We start from the raw sequence: 22,689 nt of genomic DNA on the forward strand, positions 1-22,689 counted from the left end.
TTCGCGCACTCACAGCTCCGGCCTGCGCCAGCGCGAGACGACGCCTGCGAGCTCGGCGCCGGTCACCGGTGCCGAAATCAGATAGCCCTGCGCCAGGCCGCAGTGCATTTCGGCCAGCATCTGCCACTCGTCCAGCGTTTCCACGCCCTCGGCCACCACATCCAGGCCCAGCTTGCGTCCCAGTTCGAGACTGGCTTCGATGACGGCGCGCTTGCGCGGCTGTTCGCGCGCGCCGACGACGAAGCCCTGGTCGATCTTCAGCTCGGTGAACGGAATTTGCGACAGCTGCGCCAGCGAGGAGTAGCCGGTACCGAAATCGTCGATCGACAATCCGAATCCTTTCAAACGCAGGCGCGCCAGCACACTCAGCCCACCGGCCAAGTCGGCCATCACCGAACTTTCGGTGATTTCCAACACCACGTCGGCCGGATCCACGCCATGGTCCTCAACGATCTTCTGGTAGCGGTCGGCGCAGCCCGCATCGGAAAGCGTCGTGGGCGATACGTTGACGGAAATATTCAGGCGCAGTGCCATGCGGTCCCAGACGCGTTTCCAGCGACACGCATGGACGAGCATGTGGTCGGTCAGCGCATCGACCATGCCTTCGCGCTCGATCACCGGTATGAACCGCGACGGCCGCACGATGCGTCCGTCGCGACGGCGCCAGCGCGCCAGCGCTTCCACCGCGACCACCTTGCCGTTGTCGAATTCGGCCTGCGGCTGGAACCACGGCATGATCTCGCCCGCATCCATGGCCTCACGGATCGTCGATGCGCCGATCTCGAAGTCGTCGTCGATTTCGATGTCGACGATTGGATCGTCGAAGCCCAGCAGCGCCTGCGAGAGATTGTCGCGGGTCAAAGGCTTCTCGACCGTGCCGAGCACGTTCAGGCCGTAAGCGCGCGCCATCGTCTGCACCGTCATCAGCAGGGCAGACTCCATTGCACTGACCACCAGCACCGAGCGTGCCAGGCCTCCCTGGGCCAGGTGGCCGATGAACTCGATGCCGTCCATGCCGGGCATGTCGAGATCGACCATGACCACGTCCACCGGCGCGGCACGTTCCTGCAATTGCTGCAGCGCGCTGGCGCCATCGGCGGCTTCGCTGGCTTCGAAGACATTCAGTTCCGACAGCAACCGCAACGCCATGCGGCGCTGGAAGCCGTGGTCCTCGACCACCATCACGCTGAGTGCCGACATGGACATGCTGATCACCGGTGCAGTGCGCGGTGCGATCAGTCCAGGCGCTTGCCGCGCCCGCCTGCCCCGAACGGGGCAGGGTCACTGTAGCCGCTTGTCCGTGACAACGGCAACGAAGCCGATAGGCGGTCGCGGGTTACACGACTCTGCGGTTAGGTAACCATTAATTGCTCACGCCGCGCCTGTGCGGCGTGTTTTGGCAGCACGTTACGCGATGCGGCTCAGGGCCAGGCAGGCGGGTTGGCCGCCCAGGCCGCCTGCACTTCGGCGAGCAGACCGCGTTCCGTTTCGCTCCAGGCCGGCAACAGCCGCACGAACTGATCGGCGGTGCGCCACTGCTGCGGCTCGCTACGCACTGCTGCGCCGTACCACTGCACCGCCTCCTCCTTGCGGTCCAGTGACCACAGCACCATCGCGAAGGTGGGCGGCATCCAAGAAGCGGTCACGCCACGCGACGAGAGCAGCGCGCGCCACTGGTCCAGCGCGGCCTTGTCGTCGCCTGCGCGAAACAGATCCCAGCCGTAGTTCCACACGACCGCGCGCCACACCCCGTCGCTGGTTTCGAGCCCCGACAGTGCACGCGTATATAGCTGGCGGCCGAGTTCGGCACGGCCCGACTCCATCGCCATGTGCGCGAGCTGCGCCGCCGCGGTATCGACGTTGTTGCCCCGCTCGATCATCTTGGCGAGCTTCTGCATCGCCACATCGCCCGTTTCCTTGACGGCGATGACCGGCTTGGTGGCGTTGGCATCGGCATCGAAGTAGAACTCCGCCGGCTTCGGCAGGGACTGCGCCGGCGCGATGCCGGCCACGGCCATCAGCGCCGTGAACAAAAGGCTGTGCTTGAGCATGTGTGGATCCCCCTGTAACGCCCCAATGCTAACCCCATCGGGCCGATGCGTGACACGGTGCCGCGTGCGCTGTGCCGCGCTTTCCGTTTTTTCCCCAAGACGGGCAAACCGTCCCGGCCGCCCTCCGACCGCCGGGAGTGGTGCGGCGTCCGCGAAAGGCCTCAGCGCCCGGGCAGCAGGGTCACCTCGTCGATCGCCCACATCGGGTTGTACCCGCCGCTGGCGAAGGTGAAGCACAGGTCGTGCCGCCCGCTCAGCGCCGGCAGCGTCGCCTGCAGCGTGCTCAGGCCGTCGGAACGGCGGGCCGGCGCCAACGGGAGTGTTGCGACCGGCTTGCCCTCGCAGCCGTCGAGGCGGACTTCCAGGGCGCCGCCGGGAACCGTGGCCGGACGCGTAACCACCAGCTTGGCGTCCTTCCACAACTGGAAGTTGTGCGGCAACTGGCCTACACGGACCTCCAGCGTCCCGATGCCATCCAGTTCGGCGCCGTCGTAGACCCAGCACGGGTCGAACACGTCGGTCAGCAGGATGGCCCGGTCACCATCTGGCTTTCCATTGGCCGGAGCATCGTCCTCCAGGCGCAGCGTCAGTCCCTTCTTGCACGAGCGCAGCGCATGGCTGCCCCGCGTGCGCAGGTTCTTCGCATCGACGGCGAAGCTGCGGGTGGCTGCTAGAGGCTTGCCATCGACGAAGGCATTGGCCTTGATCGTGGCCGGCAATGACACCGCCAGCGGCTGCGCGTAGGCGCTCGATGTCGGCGACGGTTCGCTGCCGTCGGTGGTGTAGCGGATCTGCCCGAACCCGGACTGGTTGGAGAGCGTCACCGTGCCGCGGCCATCGGCGGCAGTCTGCGCCGCAAAGCGCACGGCGAAGGCACTGTCGGCGGCATGGAAGCCGGCCGCGCGATAACGCGCCATGTCGGCCGGCATGCGCTGGAGGAAATCGTTCCAGTCGTGCCGCGGCGCCGGCGTCCAGGTGTTCTCGGCCAACGCTGCCGCGCGCGGGAATAGCGCCCGCTGCACGCGGTCGTTGGTGCGCATGTGCTCGGTCCACAGGTTGGCCTGCGCGCCCAGCACGTGTTTGGCCTGCTCGGCACTGAGCTGCACCGGCACCACCTGGTAGCCGTAGACGTCCTTCAACGAGATCACGTCCAGGCGGCCGGGCGTCTCGTCCGCGGCGTCGCTCTGGATGTGGTCGAAGTACAGGTCCGGCGCCGGCGACAGCACGACGTCGTGACCGGCACGGGCGGCGTCGATCGCGCCTTGAGTCCCGCGCCAGGACATCACGGTCGCATCCGCCGGCGGGCCGCCTTCGAGGATTTCGTCCCAGCCAATCAGGCGCCGCCCCTTGGATTCGATGAACGTGCCGAGCCGGCCCATGAACCAGCTCTGCAGCTGCATCTCGTCCTTGAGATTGAGTTCGCGCAGCTTGGCCTGCACCGCCGGCGACTTCTGCCACTGGTCCTTGGCCGCCTCGTCGCCGCCGAGATGGATGTAGCGCGACGGGAACAGCTCCATGACTTCGCCCAGCACGTTTTCCAGGAACGTGAAGGTGCCGTCGTCGACATTGAACAGCCAGGTGTTGATGCCCCAGTCCGGTGATACCGGCGGCGCCTGGCCGGTCACGCCCAGCTGCGGATACGCGGCGATGGCCGCCTGCGCATGGCCCGGCAGGTCGATCTCTGGCACCACGGTGATGAAGCGCTGCGCGGCGTACTGCACGACGTCGCGGATCTCGTCCTGGGTGTAGTAACCGCAGTACGGCTTGGGCTTTCCGTCCGCGTCTCGTCCGGCCGCGCCGGCCGGAATGCGGCAGCCGCCGACTTCGGTCAACTTCGGGTACTGGCGGATCTGGATCCGCCAACCCTGGTCGTCGGTCAGGTGCCAATGGAAGGTGTTGAGCTTGTGCAGCGCCATCTGGTCCAGCAGCGCCTTGACTTCATCGACGCTGCGGAAGTGGCGCGCGACGTCGAGCATCAAACCGCGCCAGACAAAGCGCGGCGCGTCCTCGATGCGTTGCGCGGCGATGCGGGCATCGCCTTGGCCGCCGTCGGCGGTGGCCAGCTGCCACAGCGTGACGGCGCCATAGAACAGGCCGACCGGAGCGCGCGCCGTGATCGTGGCACCGCGGTCGGTGATGTCGAGCGTGTAGGCCTCGTCGCTGGCGAGCGGCGCCTTGGGGTCGATCAGGAAGTTCACCGCGCCGTCGCTTTCGCCCGTGCCCACCTGCGGCTCGAATCCGCGCGCCTGGCGCAATCGCGCTGCGAAATCGCGGGCAATGCGGGTCGCCTCGCCGTCGCCTGCGGACACCCGCAGTGGCGTCTTGCCCGTAAGCAGGAACTGCCCGGACCGCGGTTCGACCTGTGCCGGACGCGGTATGACGGAGGTCGTCATCGCGGCCGTCGCGGCCCCCGTGCCGGTGCCGGCATCGGTTTCCGTCTGCGGTCGCTGGCATGCGCCCAGGAACATCATCAACGCCGCACTGGCGGCCATGACCTTGGTGCTTTGCGGTTTCATCGGTGCATTGGTCTCGTCGGTATTCAGGGCAGCGCCATCGGCCGTGTCAAAACAGGCGGGCCCGGAGTGACCGGGCCCGCCCTTGCCTCACAAGGTTGCTGAACTCACGCGCGACATCAGAAGTTGAAGCGGAAGTTCAGGTAGTACTGGCGACCGTTTTCGTAGATCGAGCGCGGACGCGTTTCGGTCTCGGCAAAGTACTTGGTCTTCGGGTTGTTGAGGTTCATTGCGTCCAGCGTCAGCGCGTAGTTGTCACTGATCTTCCAGCCGAACGAAGCCGACACGTTGTCGATGTCGTCCTGCCAGAACGCCGAGGCGCGATCCAGGCCGCTGAAGAACTTGTCGCGGTAGTTGTAGTTCAGGCGGGCATTGAACATCTCGTTTTCGAACCACACGCCGACGTTGTAGGTGTTCTCCGACGTGCCCAGCATCGGCTGGCCGTCGTCGGTGTTGCCCCTGGCGTAGGTGTAGTTCGCGAACGCGCCGAAGTACTCGCCGAAGGTGCCTTCCCACGCCACTTCGAAGCCATTGACCTCGGCGTGCGAGCTGACCGGCACGACCAGGTCGTAGGGGACGAATGCACCCGGGGCCGGATGCAGCGAGTCGATGGTCAGGAACTCCTGGCGGACGCGATCGAGCGCGACGTAGTTGTCGATGTCCATGCTGAACGCGCCAACGGAGAACAGCGAGCGCTCGGCGTAGTACCACTCGACGGTCGCATCGAGGTTGGTCGACAGGATCGGCTTGAGGTTCGGATTGCCGCCGGTGCCGGAGCCCACGCCACCGAGGGTGGCCGGGGGCAGCAGGCTCACCGAGCCGGCCAGTGCCGAGAAGTCCGGGAGGGTCATCGTTTCCGACGCGGCCAGGCGCAGCACCAGCTCATCGGTGAGGTCGACCTTCAGGTTGGCGCTGGGCAGGAAGGTGCGGTACGTGTTCGTCGTCAGCACCGTCTTGTACGGGCCGAACAGCGACGTGGTGATCGCTGCCGGATCGGCCGCGGTGGTGTTGACGTAGTTGGTGACCTCTTCCTTGGTCTGCACGTAGCGCACACCGAAGTTACCGTTCCATTGCTCGCCCGAGAAGTTCAGCTGCATGTAGCCGGCCGAGTTGCGCTCTTCCAGGCCGTAGGCGCCCGGGAAGAAGAAACGGGCCTGCGGATCGCGGTTGGTGAAGCGGTTGAACTCAGCCAGTTGCTCCATCGAATGGAACCAGATGTTGCGCGGGAAGTTGCCGCCGAAGCCGTCAGCGAAATCGCTCGGGTAGTTCTGGAAGCCCTGCGGGAAGTTGGCCGGGTCGAACGGCGACTGCGAGCCCGGAGGGCAGGACGGATCGACCTGGCCGTTGACCAGGCAGGCCGGGCCCTGGGCGGTGACCTGGTCCAGGTTGCGCTTGTGCTTGGCGTCGCGCACGCCGAACTCGATCGAGTCGAGCGGGCTGGCGTTGTCGAGGAACCACTGGCCGTCGATCTGGCCCCAGTCCTCTTCGTCGACCACGTCGATGTCCTGGAAGCCGAAGATCCAGTCGAGCTTGTAATCGACGAGCGGCGTGCCCGGCACGGAGGTGTTGGCCGAGCCCAGGTTCCAGTCGGCGGCGCCGACGCCGTGCAGCAGGTAGCCGCCGCCGGTGCCCAGGCCGGTGTCCCATTCGGCGACGTCCTGCGTCGGCGTCTTGCCATGGCCTTCCGACGTGCCGGCCTGCGCGCTGAAGCGCAGACTCTCGGTGGCGTCCCACTTGCCGCCTACGCTGAAGAACTCGGTGCTCGACTCGGCGCCCGGACGCGAGATCTCGTCGTAGATGCCGTACTGGCGGGTCGGATCGGCGGTGAAGTTGGCCTGCACCAGGGTGTTGTCGCGCACGACGTAGCCCGGATCCGGCGCCTGGCCCGAACCCTGGCCCAGGATGCGCGAGCCCCAGAGCATGTAGTTGCGGTTGTAGTTGTCGGCGTCCATGTCGGACCGGAAGTAGTTGGCTTCCAGCTCGACGGTGTCGGTCGGCTTCCACTGCGCGCTGATCATGCCGCCCTTGCGCTCGCGTTCCTGTTCGAACAGGGCCGAACCGATCAGCACCGGGTAGAACACGCCCGCCAGGTCAGGATTGCTGGTGGCGATCGCCGAGCCCTCGGCGATCTGCTCGTAGCCGAGCAGTTCCTGGCCGTCGCGGCGCAGGTGACGCTTCTCGCTGAACGCCTGCACGGTCACGCCGAAGCTGCCGTCGTCGTTCTTCCAGTTGCCCAGCACCGAGATCTGCGGGTCGATCTCGTCCGGCTGCTCGGCGTACACCACGCCGACCGAGCCGAACACGCTGAAGCCGGTGTCGAAGTTGAGCGGGTTGCGGGTGATGATGTCGACGCTGCCCGTCGCGCCGCCCTCGACCAGCTTTGCCTCGGAGGACTTGCGCACCACCACCGAGTCGACCAGTTCGGCCGGCAGCAGCGAATAGCTCACGCTGCGGCCCACGGTGCCGGTCTGGTTGAGCACGAACCAGTCGCCGCTGGCGACGTTGTGGCCGTCGATCAGCGTCTGGGTCAGGCTCGGGCTGGTGCCGCGCATGCTGACGCGGTCGTTTTCGTCGAACGCGCCTTCGTTGGCGCTGGCCGCGCTGATGGTGACGCCGGGCACGCGTGACAGCGAGTCGGCCACGTTCTTGTCCGGCATCTTGCCGATATCTTCGGAAGTGATGACCTCGACGCGGCTCACCTCATCGCGCTTGGTTTCCAGCGACTCCGCGATGGCGCCGCGGATGCCCTTGACGATGACGGCGTCGAGATCCTTGGCCTCCTGCGTAGCAGGAGGTGCCGGAGCGGCGGTGTCCTGGGCGGCCGCGTTGGCGGCAAAACCCAGGGCCATGACGATACTGGCCGACAGTACTGACTTGCGAACTTTCATTGCACTCCCTCCCTCAGGGCTGTTGTTGACGCCGCGCCCGATCTGAGTGGGCTTACGACGCCTTGCTCGCTTTGCCCTGCCGGCGGGTGCCGCCAGGACGGTTTCCTTGTGTACGTCAGGCCGCGGTTGCGGCCTTACGCGCTCTGCTCCGAAACGCCGTTTTCCGAGACATGCTCCAGGTACCAGTTGGCCGCACCGATCACGCCCAACTGGTCGTTCTCGATCAGTCGCACCGGCACGCGCTCGAGCACGGCGCGCATCGCGCCCTTGTCGAGCAGGCGCGCGTTGAACGCGCTGTGCGGCAGGAAATCCTTGAGCTGAGGCACGATGCCGCCGGCGATGAAGACCGCCTTGGCGCTGCTGACCGAAATCAGGTCGCCGATCACGCTGCCCAGCAGCGCGCAGAAGGTCAGTACCGCCTCATTCGCGGCCGCGTCGCCGCGACGTGCGGCCTGCGTGATCGCGGCGGGCGCGCGCAGCGCCGGCCAGATGCCGTCGAGGGCGCAGATGGCGTCGTACAAATTGACCAGCCCGGGCCCGGAGACCAGGTGTTCGGTCGGCACGTGGGTCGCGCCGCGCTGCTGCAGCCAGCGCAGGATCGCGACTTCGCGCTCGTTGCCCGGCGCGAACGCGGTGTGGCCGGCCTCGGTCGGCAGCACCACCGTACCGCCGCGGTGCGGAATGCGGATCGCGGCGCCCAGCCCCGTGCCCGGCCCGACCACCAGCACCGGCCCCGGTGCCGCCTCGCTGACGTCGGGCGTGAGCAGCATCGAATCGCGCGGGTCCATGCACTGCGCGGCGTGCGCGGCGGCCTGGAAGTCGTTGATGAATTGCAGCTCGCTCAGCGCCAGTTCGCGGCGCAACTGCGACAGCGAGATGCGCCAGGGCAGGTTGGAGTTGACCACCACATCGTCGAGCACGACGCCGGCGCAGGCGATGGCCACGCGTTCGATGCCGGCACAAATGCTGTTGGACGCGATGAAGTCGGCCAGGATCGCGGCCAGGCTCGGGTAATCGGCGCAGACGTATTTGCGGTGGGCCAGCACGGCGACGGCACCTTCGCCAGGGCCGCCGGCGCGCACCAGGCCAACACGCGTATGGGTTCCGCCGACGTCGGCGGCGATGAAGCGCTTGTCCGGACGCACGATGGAATGGACCACGGCGCTCACCTCGGCCACCGGCAGGCGAACGCGACGGGCGCGTTGGCCGGGCGGCTGTCCTGGTTTGGCGAGGTGCGGCGATCCCACTGCATGTTCCCTCCGTGCGGCCGGCTCCCCGCCAGCCGTGGCGAGATTGCGACTCACATGACAACGTTGTCAACTACCGGCCATCGTTTTTTTAACAATCCTTGGAAGGCCCGGTTTTATTGGGGTTCTCTATGCCGCAGTGCAGCATGGCTGGCGCGCGATTTCCGGCGCTACGTCGAATTTTTCGATACCCATCTGGCTTGTCGGACAAACTTGTGACAACGTTGAGCCAAAGTGATGTCCGACAAGTCATAACCGGCATCCGACGCGGCGGGGCGCTCCCCGCCTTCCTTGGGAGGGGAGTCTTTTCGTCATGTCCAGGTCCAACACCCGCGCGACGCGCCCTTATGGCTCGATCGCCATCGTCGGCGCGCTGTTCTTCATCTTCGGCTTCGTCACCTGGCTCAACGGGCCGCTGATCTCGTTCGCGCGGCTGGCCTTCGACGTCAGCGAGACGCTCGCGTTCCTGATCCCGAGCGCGTTCTACATCTCGTATTTCTGCCTGGCGCTGCCGTCGTCCTTCATCCTCAAGAAAACCGGCATGAAGAAGGGCATGGCGCTGGGCCTGTTCCTGATGGCGGTCGGCGCGGTCGTGTTCGGCCAGTACACGACCCAGCGCGTCTACCCCGGCGCGCTAACCGGCATCTTCGTGATCGGCGCCGGCCTGGCAATCCTGCAGACCGCGGTCAATCCCTACATCAGCATTCTCGGCCCGATCGAAGGCGCGGCGCAGCGCATCGCGGTGATGGGCATCTGCAACAAGGTCGCCGGCATCCTCGCGCCGCTGGTGATCGGCGCGCTGGTGCTGCACGGCATGGGCGACCTGTCGGCGCAGGTGGCGGGCGCCGACGCCGCGACCAAGGAGCAGCTGCTCAACGAGTTCGCCGCGCGCATCCACGACCCCTACATGCTGATGGCCGGACTGCTGGCGCTGCTGTCGGTCGGCATCCTGTTCTCGCCGCTGCCGGAAATCCGCGCCGAGGAAGCCAATGCCGAGAGCGCCAGCAGCGACAAGACCAGCATCTTCCAGTTTCCGCACGTCTGGCTGGGAGCGCTGTGCATCTTCGTCTACGTCGGCGTGGAGGTGATGGCGGGCGACGCCATCGGCACCTACGGCCAGGGCTTCGGCCTGCCGCTGGACGAGACCAAGTTCTTCACCTCGTTCACGCTGTTCGGCATGCTCGCCGGCTACGTGGTGGGCCTGATCGCGATCCCGCGCTTCATCTCGCAGGAGCGTTACCTGAGCTTCTCGGCCGTGCTCGGCGCGGCACTGGCCATCGGCGCCTTCCTCACCAAGGGCTACGTGTCGGTGGGCTTCGTCGCCGCGCTCGGTTTTGCCAACGCGATGATGTGGCCGGCGATCTTCCCGCTGGCGATCCAGGGCCTGGGCCGCTTCACCGAGTACGGTTCGGCGCTGCTGATCATGGGCATCGCCGGCGGCGCGGTGATCCCGCAGCTGTTCGTGCACTTCAAGCAGCAGCACGACTTCCAGCTGGTATTCGTGTTGCTGATGGTGCCGTGCTACCTGTACATCCTCTTCTTCGCGCTGCGCGGCCATAACCTCGGCCACGGCGCCGCGGTGGCGGCGAACCCGAAGCCCGCCTCGCAACACGGCTGATGAACGCTACGCCTGCGCATGTTTCCCATCGCAGGCGGCGCTGGGTAGGCTAGCCGGCCCGCCGCCGCGCCCACTGGCGCAGCGGCTTTCTACCGCCGGCGGATATGTCGATAACACTCGAGGCACTGGTGCGCAGACCCACGATCAAAGACGTCGCCGAGCGTGCGCAGGTATCGCTCAAGACCGTTTCGCGCGTCATCAACGACGAGCCCGGGGTGCAGGCGCGCACGCGCGAGCGCGTGCAGCAGGCGATCGCCGAACTCGGCTACCAGCCGGATCCGTCCGCGCGCAGCCTGCGCAGCGCGCAGCCGTACGCGCTCGGCCTGGTCTACGACAATCCCAACCCGTATTACGTGATCGCGGTGCAGGCCGGCGTGCTGTCGGTTTGCCGCGAGACCGGCTACGGGCTGCAGATCCATCCCTGCGATTCGTCCTCGCCGACGCTGGCCGCCGAACTCATCGACCTGGTGCAGCACTCACGGCTGGCCGGGCTGGTGCTGGCGCCGCCGATGTCCGAGCGCAACGAGCTGGTGACCGAACTGGTCGCGCACGGCATCCGCCTGGTGCGGATCGTCTCGTCCGCCGCCGACCCGCAGGACGGCAGCGCCTGCGTCTACGTCGACGACCGCGACGCCGCCTACGAGATCACCGAGCACCTGATCCAGTTGGGCCACACCCGGATCGGCTTCCTGTGGGGCGGCAAGTCGCACGGCTCCTCGTGGGAGCGCTACAAGGGCTACGAGGACGCGCTGCACGAGTACGGCATCCGGCTGGATCCCGCACTCGTCGTCGAGGGCGACTACTCGTTCGACGACGGTTTCCGTGGCGCGCGCCGACTGCTTGCGCTGACCGATCGCCCGACCGCGATCTTCGGCAGCAACGACGAGATCGCCGCGGGCGTGTTGGCGGCGGCCAAGTCCAGCGGCATGAACGTGCCCTACGACCTGTCGATCGCCGGCTTCGAGGACAGTCCGTTCTCCAAGCAGAGCTGGCCGGCGCTGACCACCGCCAAGCAGGCCACGCAGGAGATCGCGCAGCACGCCGCGCGCCGGCTACTGCAGGAAATCCGCGAGCAGGCCCCGCGCAAGCCGTTGCCCAACGAGGGGTTCAGTCCCGAACTGGTGGTGCGCGGCTCGACCGCGCCGCCGCGCCCCAAGGCATAACGCCGACTCGGCAGGACGCGCGCCTGCCGCTCGTCACCTGCCCTTATCGCCTCTCCGTGCAGGGTGTCGCGCTACGGCCGCGACGCTCGCGCCAGGCCGAATACGCGGTCGTCGCAGCGGGTGACGACGCGGCCCTTGCGGCGCGAGCGGAGATGCCGACATGGCCGCCAGCACCGCCAACGGGAGCACACCGCTCGATCCCACATTGATCGCCCTGCTCGAACGCGACAGCGAGTTGGTCGCCATCGGCCGCAAGATCAAGGTGCTCAAGGCCATCGACTGGCCGGTCGAACTGGAAGAACGCTTCCTCGACAGCTGGCGGCGCGGCCAGCCGGAACTGCCGGAACCGCCGCTGCGGCCGCAGCCCATGTACGAGGAGATCGCGGCGCTCGACGACCTGATGGGCCGCATCGACCGCGGCCATCCCATCGGCCACTGGCTGTACAAGACCGCCTGGAGCTATGCCGTGGCCGCGCGGATGCTGGCCGGCATCGGCACGCCCGAGTTCACCCGCTGCTCGGCCATGCTCTACGGCCGGCCGGATTTCCGCTACCCCAGCCAGGACATGACCAACGCCGACGCGGCCAAGGAGATGCTGGACATCACCGCAGAGCTGATCGATCCGCACAGGCTGCCGCCGGTAGCGTTCGACATTCCTGCCGACGTCTTCGCGCAGCGGCTGCGCGAGCGCATCGGGCCGTTCTTCTGCCATGACACGGTCGAGGTCGTGCTCGATCCGAACCTGCCTTCCAAGGCCACCGCCGGCAGCAAGAGCATCAACCTGCGCGCGACCGCGATGTTCTCCGAGCGCGACCTGGAACAGCTGACCCAGCACGAGGCCTTCATCCACACCCTCACCCTGCTCAACGGCAAGCACCAGCCGCACCTGCGCTCGCTCGGGCTGGGCGCGCCGCGCACCACGCGCACGCAGGAGGGCCTGGCGACGTTCTCGGAAATAGTGACGGGCGCGATAGACATCGCGCGCCTGCGCCGGGTCGCGCTGCGCGTGGTGATGGTCAGGCAGGCGCTCGATGGCGCCGATTTCATCGAAGTGTTCCGGGGCTTCCTGGATGCAGGGCAATCCGAGGTGGAGAGCTACCGCAGCGCGGCGCGCGTGTTCCGCGGCGGCGACGTGCGCGGCAAGGTCTGCTTCACCAAGGACGGCGCCTACCTGGAGGGCGTGATGACGATCCAGGTCTTCATCCGCAAGGTGCTGCAGGAAGGCCGCGGCGAACTGCTGCCGATGCTGTTCGCCGGCCGCGTGACCACCGCCGACGTGATCACGCTGGCGCCGTTCCGCGACAGCGGCCTGATCGGCCCATCGGTGTACCTGCCGCCGTGGGCGCGCGATCCGCAACGGGTACTGGCGACCATCGCCTATTCCGCCGCCACCCAGCGCCTGCGCCTGGACCGGCTGGACCTGCAGCGCTTCGTCGATTTCGAGGACGAATTGATCGCGCAGTCCGGCATCGGCGCCTGAGGCCGTTCTACCAGCGTGCCGACCGGCTACCTGGCCCCGTGCGGCGTTTCGTCCGGAGGTCAGGCCATCCGGCCTGCGATCGAACGACCGGCTAACCACAGCATCCGATCGCGGTCAACGCATTGGAGAACGATCATGAAACCGACCACCCTCGCCCTCGCTGCCGCGAGTGCCATCGCCTGCGCGCTTGCAGCGCCGTGCGCCGCGCAGGACCTCGCCAAGACCGCCGGCAAGAACGCCAAGGTGCTGATAGACAATGAGAAAGTCCGGGTGATCGAGCTGCAGATGGCACCCGGCGCCAAGACCGGCATGCACTCGCACGGCGACAACCTGGTGGTCTTCGTGACCGGAGGCGATGCCACGCAGACCATGGCCGACGGGACGACCAAGACCATGAGCAGGAAGCCGGGCGAAGTGCTGTGGAGCGGGCCGGTCACGCACGACACGGTGAACACCAGCAAGACGGCGATCAGATCGCTGGTGATCGAACTCAAGTAGGCCGGCGCTTGCTCGGTTCAGCCGCTGCAACTGCTCGCGCGACGGCTGAGCCGGGTCCGGCGTCATGGGTTTTCGACATGAACCTCACGTCCAAGGCGGCTCTCGTCACGGCGTAACTGCATGACCAGCAGCGAGGGGCATGCCTCAGTGCCAATGACCTGCACCCGACCGGCCTGGTCCTTCGAACACGACGGCAGCATGGGCACCTCGTCTGTCTGGGAGGTCACCAGAAAGTCCTGGCGCACACGCGTCGCGCGAGGGCGGCCTTCTATGGTCTCCGGCTCGAACTGCCACTTTGCCGCGGCGTCGCGCACTTCTCGCGTGAATTCGCCCGTGCCCTCGCTGCTCTCGATGCCTAGCGCACTGACCTTGCCAGATACAGTCACCGTGAAAACCACTCGAACCCAGGCTTTGGTGTCCAGGCCTTGCATGATTCGACGCGGCGGGTTTGGAACGACCGTCAGCTTGGGCCTGGGACCCATCTCGACGCTGGACAGCACAAGTCGCCCATTGCTCTGCGCCGGCTCCAGCGTGTAACCGCCTCGCAGGTAGGTACGGAGCGGCACGGCGCGGCCGTTCTCGAGTGCCGGCGAGAATCGCACGGCGCGCAACTGCTCGTTCAAGGCGGCGAGCAGTTCGGGACGCGCCTCGCCTCCGGGTTCAAACGATTGCAGCGTGCCGCCGGCATCGATCCCGGCCCAGCCTTCGAAGTGCCCCTTGATCGCCCCTGTATCTTCGCCTGCATGCACCGGAACGGCGACAAGCAACACCAACGAGATGGCACACCTGCAACGCATCTGCGACATGTTTCCCTCCCGGCATCGCGACGGATGCTCGCCTCGGACTCCTCCAGGAATCCCGAGGCGATGGTGTGCCAGACGGGACGCTGCCGGGTCAAGCCCGCAGCAGCGTAGCGGCGCGCGCCAGGGCTTCGATCGCGCCCCATTCGCCGGTCGCCACCAGCCGCGATGGCGTCAGCCACGAGCCGCCGACGCAGGCCACGTTTGGAGTGGCCAGATATTCGGGCGCGTTGTGCGTGCCGATGCCGCCGGTAGCGCAGAAGCGGATCTCCGGCAGCGGGCCGTGCAACGAGCGCAACGCGGCCGCGCCTCCCGCCGCTTCGGCCGGGAAGAACTTCTGGAACACGAAGCCGTGCTCGGCCAGCGTCATCGCCTCGCTGGCGGTGGCGGCGCCGGGCAGCCACGGCAGTGACGAATCCTTGGCCGCGGCGATCAGTCCGGGCGTCGAGCCGGGCGACACGGCGAAGCGCGCTCCGGCCTGCTGTGCATCGATCAGGTCCTGCGGCTTGCGCACGGTGCCCACGCCGACGATGGCGCCCTCGACTTCGTTGGCAATTGCGCGCACCGCATCGAGCGCAGCGCGCGTACGCAAGGTGATCTCGATCGCCGGGATGCCGCCGGCCACCAGCGCGCGCGCCAGCGATACGGCGTGTTTGGCGTCGTCGATCACCACCACCGGCATCACCGGCGCGACGTGCAGGACAGATTCGAGCAGACCCATTACTTTCTCCAAAGACGATAGAAAGAACCGAAAGTCACCGCACTTGGCTCGTCATTCCCGCGAAGGCGGGCTCCGCCCACCTCGGCGCAAGCCGAGCATCCAGTGCATTGCTCGACGCTGGAAGGCGGACGTTCAATCACGCAATCCCGAATATCCCGCCGCCGACTTCGGCCGTGCCGGCGGCATTGCGGAACACCTCGAACAGTTCGCGTCCCATGCCGACGTGGCTGGCCGAGCGGTCGATCTGCACCGATTCGCGCGCATTCCATTCGCCCGCCGGCACCAGCACATCGAGCGTGCCGGCGTTCGCGTCCACGCGCACGACATCGCCGTCGCGCAGGCGTGCGATTGCGCCGCCGGCCGCGGCCTCGGGACTGACGTGGATCGCGGCAGGCACTTGCCCCGACGCACCTGACATGCGGCCGTCGGTGACCAGCGCGACACGGTGGCCGCGCTTTTGCAGCACCGACAGCGTCGGCGTGAGCTGGTGCAGTTCCGGCATGCCGTTGGCTCGCGGGCCCTGGAAGCGGACGACGACCACGACATCGCGGTCGAGTTCGCCCCGTTCGAACGCCTTCCTGACGTCCTGCTGTTCGGTGAACACGCGACATGGCGCTTCGATGACGAAGCGGTCTTCCGGCACCGCCGATACCTTGATCGCGGCCGTGCCCAGCGGGCCGCGAAGCACACGCAGGCCGCCATCGGCGCGGAACGGGTCGGTGGCCGGACGCAGGACCGAGGGATCGCCGCTGCGCCCGGCCGCCGGCACGTATTCGAGTTCGCGTTCGTCGTTGAGTCGTGGTTCCACGCGGTAACGCGCCAGGCCCTGGCCGGCGACGGTTTCGACGTCGCCATGCAACAGCCCGGCGTCCAGCAACTCCGCGATCAGGAAGCCCAGGCCGCCAGCGGCGTGGAAGTGGTTCACGTCGGCGCTGCCATTGGGATACACGCGCGCCAGCAGCGGCACCGCCGAGGACAGCGCATCGAAGTCTTCCAGATGTAGTTCGATGCCCGCTGCCGCCGCGATCGCGATCAGGTGCAACAGGTGATTGGTCGAGCCACCGGTCGCATGCAGACCGACCACGCCGTTGACGATGGCGCGCTCGTCGATGATGCGGCCAACCGGGCGGTAGTCATCGCCGAGCGCGGTGATCTGCGCGGCGCGGCGCGCGGCCTCCGAAGTCAGCGCATCGCGCAGCGGTGTGTCCGGGTTGATGAAGCTGGCGCCCGGCAGGTGCAGGCCCATCAGTTCCATCAGCATCTGGTTGGAATTGGCAGTGCCGTAGAACGTGCAGGTACCGGGGCCGTGGTAGCTCTGCGCCTCGGCTTCCAGTAGTTCCTCGCGTGTGGCCTTGCCTTCGGCGTAACGCTGGCGCACGCGCGACTTGTCGTCGTTAGGCAGGCCCGAGGGCATCGGGCCGGCCGGGACGAAAATCGCCGGCAGATGACCGAAACTTAGCGCGCCGATCAGCAGGCCCGGCACGATCTTGTCGCACACACCCAGGTACAGCGCGGCGTCGAACATGTCGTGCGACAGTGCGACCGCGGTCGACAACGCGATCACTTCGCGCGAGAACAGCGACAACTCCATGCCGGTGCGGCCCTGGGTGACGCCGTCGCACATCGCCGGCACGCCACCAGCCACCTGCGCGGTGGCGCCGACGCTGCGTGCGGCGTTTTTCAGCAGGAACGGGAAACGCTCCAGCGGCTGGTGCGCCGACAGCATGTCGTTGTAGGCGTTGACGATGCCCAGGTTCGGCGCGACGCCGCTGCGCAATGCGGACTTGTCGCCGGCCGAACAGGCGGCGAATCCGTGCGCCAGGTTGCCGCACGACAGAGTGGCGCGATGCGGTCCGCTACCGGCGGCGGCGTCGATGCGCGCCAGGTAGGCGGCGCGGCGATCGCGGCTGCGCTCGCGGATGCGTTGGGTGACTTCGGCGATGGTGGGATGCAGCGTGGACATGGCGATTTCCAGGAAGACTTTCAGCTTCGCCTTTCAATCCCCTACCCCGCTTGCGGTGAGGGTTGGGGTGGGGGCGAGCGGAGCGGCATGCTCCGGGCTCGCGGAAGCTTGGCGGACGCCTCGCCCCGGAAGGGGTCAAAGCGTTCGAGCGGAAGCAGGAACTGCAAGCATTACGGACTCCAATACAACTGCGGCGTAACCGGCGCTCCGGACAACACCGAGCGGATCGGCAGCAGCGAACGCGGATCGCGCGCGGCGCCCTCGAGCACGGCGCGCTTCTTCGCACCTTCGATATGCAGATACAGCGATGGCGCGGTAAAAATTGCGCTAAGCGTCAGCGTGATCCGCGGTTCAGGCGCGGCGGCGCTGCGTATCGCCAGTACCGGCGCGCGGCCGCTGGGCTGAAGGCCGATGTCGCGACGCGCGAGATCGGGGAACAAGGATGCGACGTGGCCGTCCTCGCCCATGCCGAGCACGACCACATCGAGCGGCAAAGCCTCGTTCGCCACCTGGGTCAGCACCGGGAGCAATGCGGACTCGGGAGTCGGCGCGGGACGCCGCAAGGGCAACAGTTGTGCCTGCGCCGCGGCGCCCTGGAACAGGGTCTCGCGCAGAAGGCGTTCGTTCGAGCGCGGGTGATCCGGCGCGACCCAGCGGTCGTCGACCGGCACCACGGTGACATGCGCCCAGTCCAGCGTCTGCTTCGACAGCTCGATCAGGAATGCGCGCGGCGTGCTGCCTCCGGAAACGGCGAGCCTGGCCTTGCCGCGACGCGCGATCGCGCCACGCAGATCGGCGGCGACCGCCCTGGCCAGCGCCGATGCGAGCGCGGCGCGTTCATCGAACAGATGCTCCCGCAGCGGCAACGGGTCCGGCTTCAGCACGGTCAGTCGCTGCACGCTTTCAGCCAGCATCTTCATGCCACGTCCTTCCATCGCGTTCGATCAGGGCCACGGCGGCGCTGGGACCCCAGCTGCCGGCGGTATATGGCTTGGGCGCTTCGCTGCTGACTTCCCATGCGGCGCGGATCGGGTCGATCCAGTTCCACGCGGCTTCCACTTCATCGCGGCGCATGAACAGCATCGGGTTACCGCGCACGACGTCCATCAGCAGGCGCTCGTAGGCCTCCGGCTGGCGGCCGCCGAAGGTCTCGGCAAAGCTCAGGTCCATCGGCACGCGGCGCAGGCGCAGTCCGCCCGGGCCCGGCACCTTGTTCATCAGCCACAGCTTCACGCCCTCGTCGGGCTGCAGGCGGATGACGAGCTGGTTTGGCGCGATCGGCTCGACGAGTTCGTCGAAGATCGAATGCGGCACCTGGCGGAAGGTCACCACGATCTCCGACATGCGCTCGGCCAGGCGCTTGCCGGTACGCAGGTAGAACGGCACGCCGGCCCAGCGCCAGTTGCGCACTTCGGCCTTGAGCGCGACGAAGGTCTCGGTGCGCGAATCGTCGCGGCCAAGTTCGTCCAGATAGCCCGGTACCGGACGGCCTTCGACCGCGCCGGCGCGGTACTGGCCGCGCACGGTCAGTTGGGATGTCGAGCCCCCATCGATCGGACGCAGCGCGCGCAGCACCTTGAGCTTCTCGTCGCGGATCGCGTCGGCGGACAACGACGACGGCGGCTCCATCGCCACCAGGCACAGCAGCTGCAGCAGGTGGTTCTGGACCATGTCGCGCAGCGCACCGGACTTGTCGTAGTAGCTGGCGCGGCGCTCCAGGCCGACGGTCTCGGCGGCGGTGATCTGCACGTGGTCGATGTGCTCGGCCTTCCACAGCGGCTCGAACAGCGCATTGCCGAAGCGCAGCGCGATCAGGTTCTGCACCGTTTCCTTTCCGAGGTAGTGGTCGATGCGGTAGATCTGCGACTCGGCGAAGACCTGGCCCAGCGCATCATTGATTGCCACTGCACTGGCGAGGTCATGGCCCAGCGGCTTTTCGACCACCACGCGCGTGTTGGGTCCGGCCAGTCCGTGCGCAGCCAGCCGCGCGCCGACGTTGCCGAACAGGTCGGGGCCCACGGCCAGGTAGAAGACGCGCACGCGGCTCTCGTCGGCCAGCTCGGCAGCGAGTCCCGCCCAGCCGGTGTCGGAACTCAGGTCGATGCGCCGATAGAAGACCATTTCGAGGAACGGCTCCAGCGCGCCCGGGGAGCGCGGGTCGTCGGCCAGGGTCTTCTGCAGGGCCTCGCGGACCCGGTTGCGGTAGGCCTCGTCGCTCTGTTCGTCGCGGGCCAGGCCGAAGATCCGGGTGCCGGCGACGATCTGGCCGTCGACGTAACGATGGAACAGGGCTGGCAGCAGCTTTCGCAACGACAGGTCGCCGGTGCCACCGAAGATGATCAGGTCGAAAGGCGCCATCGGCGTGATGGAGGCGGTCACGGGGCTCTCCGCGCGTGAGTAAGGGGAGGTAAGACCAAAACCATACCAGTGACGATACCAGTGCGCGCCGAAGCCCGCAAACCCCTGCCCCATTAGGGTCGATGAATACGTATTCTGGTATTACTTGTCCTCATTGGTATGGCACTGGTATCTTTCCATCATGGAGACCTACCTGGTCAACGAGTTCCACCGGCAGACGGCGGCGCGGCGCGCGCCCGCCTACCAGCACCTGCGCCGGACCCTGCAGCACGCCATCGAGAATGGCGAGCTGACCCCCGGCCAGGCCCTGCCCGGCGAGCGCGAGTTGGCCAAGCTGCTGGACCTGTCGCGGGTCACGGTGCGCAACGCCATCTCCGGCCTGGTCGGCGACGGGCTGCTGGTGCAGCGCCAGGGCGCCGGCACCTTCGTCGCCGAGCGCATCGTCAAGTCGTTCTCCAAGCTCACCAGCTTTACCGACGACTTGCGGGCACGAGGCCTGGACCCCCGTTCGACCTTCCTCGAGCGCGGCGTCGGCGAGGTCACGCCCGACGAGGCGATGGCGCTGAACCTGTCGCCGGGCGCGCAGGTGGTGCGCTACTACCGACTACGCATCGCCGGCGACATGGCGCTGGCGCTGGAACGCACGGTAGTGCCGCAGTCGGTGCTGGCCGACCCCAGCCTGGTCGAGAACTCGCTCTACGAAACCTTCTCCAAGCTCGGCCTGCGCCCCGCGCGTGCGCTGCAGCGACTGCGCGCGATCGCCTTCGACGCCGAACAGGCGCGCCTGATGAACCTTCCCGAGGGCAGCCCGGGCCTGTTCATCGAACGGCGCACTTTTCTCGAGGACGGACGCGTCGTGGAGTACACGCGCTCGTTCTACCGCGGCGACGCCTACGACTTCGTCGCCGAACTGCAGACCGAATGAGGCACTGACCGGACTCTCCACCCCTATCCCGGCGCAAGCCGGGATCTTTTTCCGGTTCGCCACATCGCATTCCAGGATGACCCGATGATTTCCGCCAACACCACCAAGATGCATGCCGAGGCACAGGAAACGGCCGACGCCGTCGCCCGCCAGTTCGCGGCCAATGCCGACGTGATCGATGCGCTGGTCGCACGCCTGAAACGCAACCCGCCGCGTTTCATCGTGACCTGCGCGCGTGGCAGCTCCGACCATGCGGCGACCTACGGCAAGTACCTGTTCGAGACCACGCTCGGCCTGGTCACCGCATCGGCGTCTCCATCGGTGGGTTCGGTCTACGCCGTGCAGCCGCATCTGGACGGCGCGCTGTTCGTGGCGATCTCGCAGTCGGGCAAGAGTCCCGACCTGGTGCGCAACGCCGAGATCGCCAAGGCCGCGGGCGCGCTGGTCGTCGCGCTGGTCAACGTGGCCGATTCTCCCTTGGCACGGATCGCCGACACCGTGATCCCGCTGCATGCGGGCCCGGAGAAGAGCGTCGCCGCGACCAAGAGCTACCTGTGCTCGCTGGCAGCGCTGTTGCAACTGACGGCGCGCTGGAGCGGCGATGCCGCCCTGCTGGCAGCGACGCAGACCCTGCCCGACAAGCTGCGCGAGGCCTGGCAGCAGGACTGGTCGGCGCTGGTCGACGGACTGAAGGACGCGCGCAATCTGTTCGTGCTCGGCCGCGGCCTCGGCCTCGGCGCGGCGCAGGAAGCGGCGTTGAAGTTCAAGGAAACCTGCGGCCTGCACGCCGAGGCGTTTTCCTCGGCCGAGGTGAAGCACGGGCCGATGGCGATCGTCGGCCCCGGTTTCCCAGTGCTCGCCTTCGCCCAGGACGACGACACCGGCGCCGGCACGGCGGCGGTCGCGGAGGAGTTCCGCCAGCGAGGCGCGCCGGTCTGGCTGGCGCGTCCCGGCGCGACGGGCGCGGGCATATTGCCGCTGCCGGCGTCGCAGCATCCGGCGTGCACGCCGCTGCTGACCGTGCAGGCGTTCTACGGCGCGGTCAACGCACTGGCCGTCGCGCGCGGCCACAATCCCGACGTGCCGCCGCATCTCAACAAGGTCACCGAGACGGTGTGACGCCATGACCCGCACCCTCGCCTTCCACAACGGCCCCGTGCTCACCGAGCGCGGCTTCGAGTACGACCTCAGCGTGATCATCGAGGACGGCTACATCGTCGCCGTAGTGCCGGGCGAGCCACCCAAGGGCGCCGACACGGTCGACCTGCAGGGCCGCTACCTGGTGCCGGGCTTCATCGACACCCAGGTCAACGGCGGCGGCGACGTTCTGTTCAACGACGAGCCCACCGTCGACGGCCTGCGCCGCATCGCGCAGGCACACCGCAAGTTCGGCACGACCGGCCTGATGCCGACGCTGATCAGCGACGACGTGGCGGTGATGTGCCGCGCCATCGCCGCCACGCGCGAGGCGATCGCACAGGACGTGCCGGGCATCCTCGGCATCCATCTGGAAGGCCCGTACCTTAACGCCGCGCGCAAGGGCGTCCACGATCCGTCCAAGTTCCACACGCCGGGCGCGGACGAGCTCGACGTGGTCACCGGACTCGGCAAGGACGGCATCACCTTGTTGACGCTGGCGCCGGAGCGCTTCGATGCCGACACGCTGCATGCGCTGAGCGCACGCGGCGTGATCCTCGCCGCCGGCCACACCGCCGCCGACTACGAGCAGCTGCGCGATGGCTTCGCCGCCGGCATCCGTGGCGTCACCCATCTGTTCAACGCGATGACGCCGATGGCCAGCCGCGAACCCGGCGCAGTCGGCGCGGCGCTGGAAAATCCCGATGCGTGGTGCGGGCTGATCGTCGACGGCCATCACGTCCACGACGCGACCCTGCGCGTGGCGATAGCGGCGCGGCCGCGCGGGAAGATGATGCTGGTGACCGACGCGATGCCACCGGTGGGTGGCGAGCGCGAGGGTTTCGAGCTTTACGGCGTGCCGATGATCTGCCGCGACGGCCAATGCACGACCGCCGACGGCACGCTCGCGGGTTCTGCGCTGGACATGGCCTCGGCGGTGCGCAACACCGTTCAGCGCCTGGGCCTCCCGCTGGAGGAGGCCTGTCGCATGGCGTCGACGTATCCGGCCGATTTCCTCGGATTGGGCGGCGAACTGGGGCGTATTGCGCCTGGGTATCGCGCCGACCTGGTGGTGCTGGATGACGCCGCGCAGGTGCAGGGGAGTTGGATCGGGGGACAGGCTTAGCGGGCGATTGCCCTCATCCCGGCCCACTCCCGCGTGGAGGGTTAGGGCTGCGTATTCAGTTAGCCCGCCGCAACCACGCTACCTCTTGAACATGGCCAATCTCCGTGAGGGATGAGGGCATTCCCGCGAGGGAGAGGCAGCAGCGCGCCCCGCTCCACTGAACCGAAAGTCAGGCGGCCCCCCGGCCGGAACGGGAGGGGC

At 67.5% G+C, this 22,689-nt stretch carries 17 protein-coding genes; 7 read left to right on the forward strand and 10 right to left on the reverse strand.

Annotation, left to right across the window (positions count from 1 at the left end; genetic code table 11):
• Nucleotides 1-9: 9 nt before the first annotated feature.
• From J2X06_RS14430 to J2X06_RS14450, 5 genes are all read right to left on the reverse strand, one after another.
• Nucleotides 10-1,206: an EAL domain-containing response regulator gene (locus J2X06_RS14430; RefSeq protein ID WP_310063529.1), complete on the reverse strand. Its 1,197-nt coding sequence runs from the start codon at nt 1,204-1,206 to the stop codon at nt 10-12.
• A gap of 215 nt (nt 1,207-1,421) precedes the next feature.
• Nucleotides 1,422-2,051, reverse strand: a complete 630-nt coding sequence (locus tag J2X06_RS14435) for a tetratricopeptide repeat protein (RefSeq protein ID WP_310063531.1) — start codon at nt 2,049-2,051, stop codon at nt 1,422-1,424.
• 161 nt (nt 2,052-2,212) lie between these two features.
• Nucleotides 2,213-4,567 (reverse strand): family 20 glycosylhydrolase, encoded by a 2,355-nt coding sequence (locus J2X06_RS14440; RefSeq protein WP_310063532.1) that lies wholly within the window; start codon nt 4,565-4,567, stop codon nt 2,213-2,215.
• Between the two features lie 116 nt (nt 4,568-4,683).
• Entirely contained in the window at nt 4,684-7,452 is a 2,769-nt protein-coding gene (locus J2X06_RS14445; protein ID WP_310063533.1) for a TonB-dependent receptor, read from the reverse strand.
• 134 nt (nt 7,453-7,586) lie between these two features.
• Nucleotides 7,587-8,699 (reverse strand): glucokinase, encoded by a 1,113-nt coding sequence (locus J2X06_RS14450; protein WP_310063534.1) that lies wholly within the window; start codon nt 8,697-8,699, stop codon nt 7,587-7,589.
• A gap of 313 nt (nt 8,700-9,012) precedes the next feature.
• Between J2X06_RS14450 and J2X06_RS14455 the strand changes: the two genes are divergently transcribed.
• From J2X06_RS14455 to J2X06_RS14470, 4 genes are all read left to right on the forward strand, one after another.
• Nucleotides 9,013-10,317 carry a sugar MFS transporter gene (locus J2X06_RS14455; protein ID WP_310063536.1) on the forward strand — a complete coding sequence of 435 codons (1,305 nt, stop codon included), beginning with the start codon at nt 9,013-9,015 and terminating at the stop codon, nt 10,315-10,317.
• 128 nt (nt 10,318-10,445) lie between these two features.
• A complete protein-coding gene (locus J2X06_RS14460) occupies nt 10,446-11,480 on the forward strand; it encodes a LacI family DNA-binding transcriptional regulator (RefSeq protein ID WP_310063538.1) in 1,035 nt (344 codons plus the stop codon).
• A 160-nt stretch (nt 11,481-11,640) separates the two neighbouring features.
• Nucleotides 11,641-12,960 carry a flavohemoglobin expression-modulating QEGLA motif protein gene (locus J2X06_RS14465; RefSeq protein ID WP_310063539.1) on the forward strand — a complete coding sequence of 440 codons (1,320 nt, stop codon included), beginning with the start codon at nt 11,641-11,643 and terminating at the stop codon, nt 12,958-12,960.
• A gap of 135 nt (nt 12,961-13,095) precedes the next feature.
• Nucleotides 13,096-13,458: a hypothetical protein gene (locus tag J2X06_RS14470; RefSeq protein ID WP_310063542.1), complete on the forward strand. Its 363-nt coding sequence runs from the start codon at nt 13,096-13,098 to the stop codon at nt 13,456-13,458.
• A 62-nt stretch (nt 13,459-13,520) separates the two neighbouring features.
• Here J2X06_RS14470 and J2X06_RS14475 read toward each other — a convergent pair whose 3' ends face one another.
• From J2X06_RS14475 to zwf, 5 genes are all read right to left on the reverse strand, one after another.
• Nucleotides 13,521-14,264, reverse strand: coding sequence for an energy transducer TonB (locus J2X06_RS14475; RefSeq protein WP_310063544.1), 744 nt, complete (start codon nt 14,262-14,264; stop codon nt 13,521-13,523).
• 88 nt (nt 14,265-14,352) lie between these two features.
• Nucleotides 14,353-14,979 carry a bifunctional 4-hydroxy-2-oxoglutarate aldolase/2-dehydro-3-deoxy-phosphogluconate aldolase gene (eda, locus tag J2X06_RS14480; RefSeq protein ID WP_310063546.1) on the reverse strand — a complete coding sequence of 209 codons (627 nt, stop codon included), beginning with the start codon at nt 14,977-14,979 and terminating at the stop codon, nt 14,353-14,355.
• Nucleotides 14,980-15,115: 136 nt separating this feature from the next.
• A complete protein-coding gene (gene edd / locus J2X06_RS14485) occupies nt 15,116-16,942 on the reverse strand; it encodes a phosphogluconate dehydratase (RefSeq protein WP_310063548.1) in 1,827 nt (608 codons plus the stop codon).
• A 170-nt stretch (nt 16,943-17,112) separates the two neighbouring features.
• Nucleotides 17,113-17,862, reverse strand: a complete 750-nt coding sequence (pgl, locus tag J2X06_RS14490; protein WP_310063551.1) for a 6-phosphogluconolactonase — start codon at nt 17,860-17,862, stop codon at nt 17,113-17,115.
• The gene (gene zwf / locus J2X06_RS14495; RefSeq protein WP_430539587.1) at nt 17,846-19,321 is read right to left on the reverse strand and encodes a glucose-6-phosphate dehydrogenase; all 1,476 of its coding nucleotides are present in this window, start codon (nt 19,319-19,321) and stop codon (nt 17,846-17,848) included. Before zwf ends, pgl begins: the two co-directional genes overlap by 17 nt.
• A 160-nt stretch (nt 19,322-19,481) precedes the next feature.
• Between zwf and J2X06_RS14500 the strand changes: the two genes are divergently transcribed.
• From J2X06_RS14500 to nagA, 3 genes are all read left to right on the forward strand, one after another.
• Nucleotides 19,482-20,225 carry a GntR family transcriptional regulator gene (locus J2X06_RS14500; protein ID WP_310063553.1) on the forward strand — a complete coding sequence of 248 codons (744 nt, stop codon included), beginning with the start codon at nt 19,482-19,484 and terminating at the stop codon, nt 20,223-20,225.
• Nucleotides 20,226-20,309: 84 nt separating this feature from the next.
• Nucleotides 20,310-21,344, forward strand: a complete 1,035-nt coding sequence (locus J2X06_RS14505) for an SIS domain-containing protein (protein ID WP_310063555.1) — start codon at nt 20,310-20,312, stop codon at nt 21,342-21,344.
• 4 nt (nt 21,345-21,348) lie between these two features.
• Entirely contained in the window at nt 21,349-22,488 is a 1,140-nt protein-coding gene (nagA, locus tag J2X06_RS14510) for an N-acetylglucosamine-6-phosphate deacetylase (protein ID WP_310063557.1), read from the forward strand.
• Nucleotides 22,489-22,689: the final 201 nt, after the last annotated feature.

The organism is Lysobacter niastensis, from assembly GCF_031457115.1.
Taxonomy (GTDB): Bacteria; Pseudomonadota; Gammaproteobacteria; order Xanthomonadales; family Xanthomonadaceae; genus Lysobacter_J; species Lysobacter_J niastensis_A.

What these genes read in the sequence shown, in the direction of transcription:
- J2X06_RS14430 (WP_310063529.1), bottom strand. Translation starts at nt 1,206, where the DNA reads ATGTCCATGTCGGCACTCAGCGTGATGGTGGTCGAGGACCACGGCTTC.
- J2X06_RS14435 (WP_310063531.1), bottom strand. Translation starts at nt 2,051, where the DNA reads ATGCTCAAGCACAGCCTTTTGTTCACGGCGCTGATGGCCGTGGCCGGC.
- J2X06_RS14440 (WP_310063532.1), bottom strand. Translation starts at nt 4,567, where the DNA reads ATGAAACCGCAAAGCACCAAGGTCATGGCCGCCAGTGCGGCGTTGATG.
- J2X06_RS14445 (WP_310063533.1), bottom strand. Translation starts at nt 7,452, where the DNA reads ATGAAAGTTCGCAAGTCAGTACTGTCGGCCAGTATCGTCATGGCCCTG.
- J2X06_RS14455 (WP_310063536.1), top strand. Translation starts at nt 9,013, where the DNA reads ATGTCCAGGTCCAACACCCGCGCGACGCGCCCTTATGGCTCGATCGCC.
- J2X06_RS14465 (WP_310063539.1), top strand. Translation starts at nt 11,641, where the DNA reads ATGGCCGCCAGCACCGCCAACGGGAGCACACCGCTCGATCCCACATTG.
- J2X06_RS14470 (WP_310063542.1), top strand. Translation starts at nt 13,096, where the DNA reads ATGAAACCGACCACCCTCGCCCTCGCTGCCGCGAGTGCCATCGCCTGC.
- J2X06_RS14475 (WP_310063544.1), bottom strand. Translation starts at nt 14,264, where the DNA reads ATGTCGCAGATGCGTTGCAGGTGTGCCATCTCGTTGGTGTTGCTTGTC.
- eda (WP_310063546.1), bottom strand. Translation starts at nt 14,979, where the DNA reads ATGGGTCTGCTCGAATCTGTCCTGCACGTCGCGCCGGTGATGCCGGTG.
- edd (WP_310063548.1), bottom strand. Translation starts at nt 16,942, where the DNA reads ATGTCCACGCTGCATCCCACCATCGCCGAAGTCACCCAACGCATCCGC.
- pgl (WP_310063551.1), bottom strand. Translation starts at nt 17,862, where the DNA reads ATGAAGATGCTGGCTGAAAGCGTGCAGCGACTGACCGTGCTGAAGCCG.
- J2X06_RS14500 (WP_310063553.1), top strand. Translation starts at nt 19,482, where the DNA reads ATGGAGACCTACCTGGTCAACGAGTTCCACCGGCAGACGGCGGCGCGG.
- J2X06_RS14505 (WP_310063555.1), top strand. Translation starts at nt 20,310, where the DNA reads ATGATTTCCGCCAACACCACCAAGATGCATGCCGAGGCACAGGAAACG.
- nagA (WP_310063557.1), top strand. Translation starts at nt 21,349, where the DNA reads ATGACCCGCACCCTCGCCTTCCACAACGGCCCCGTGCTCACCGAGCGC.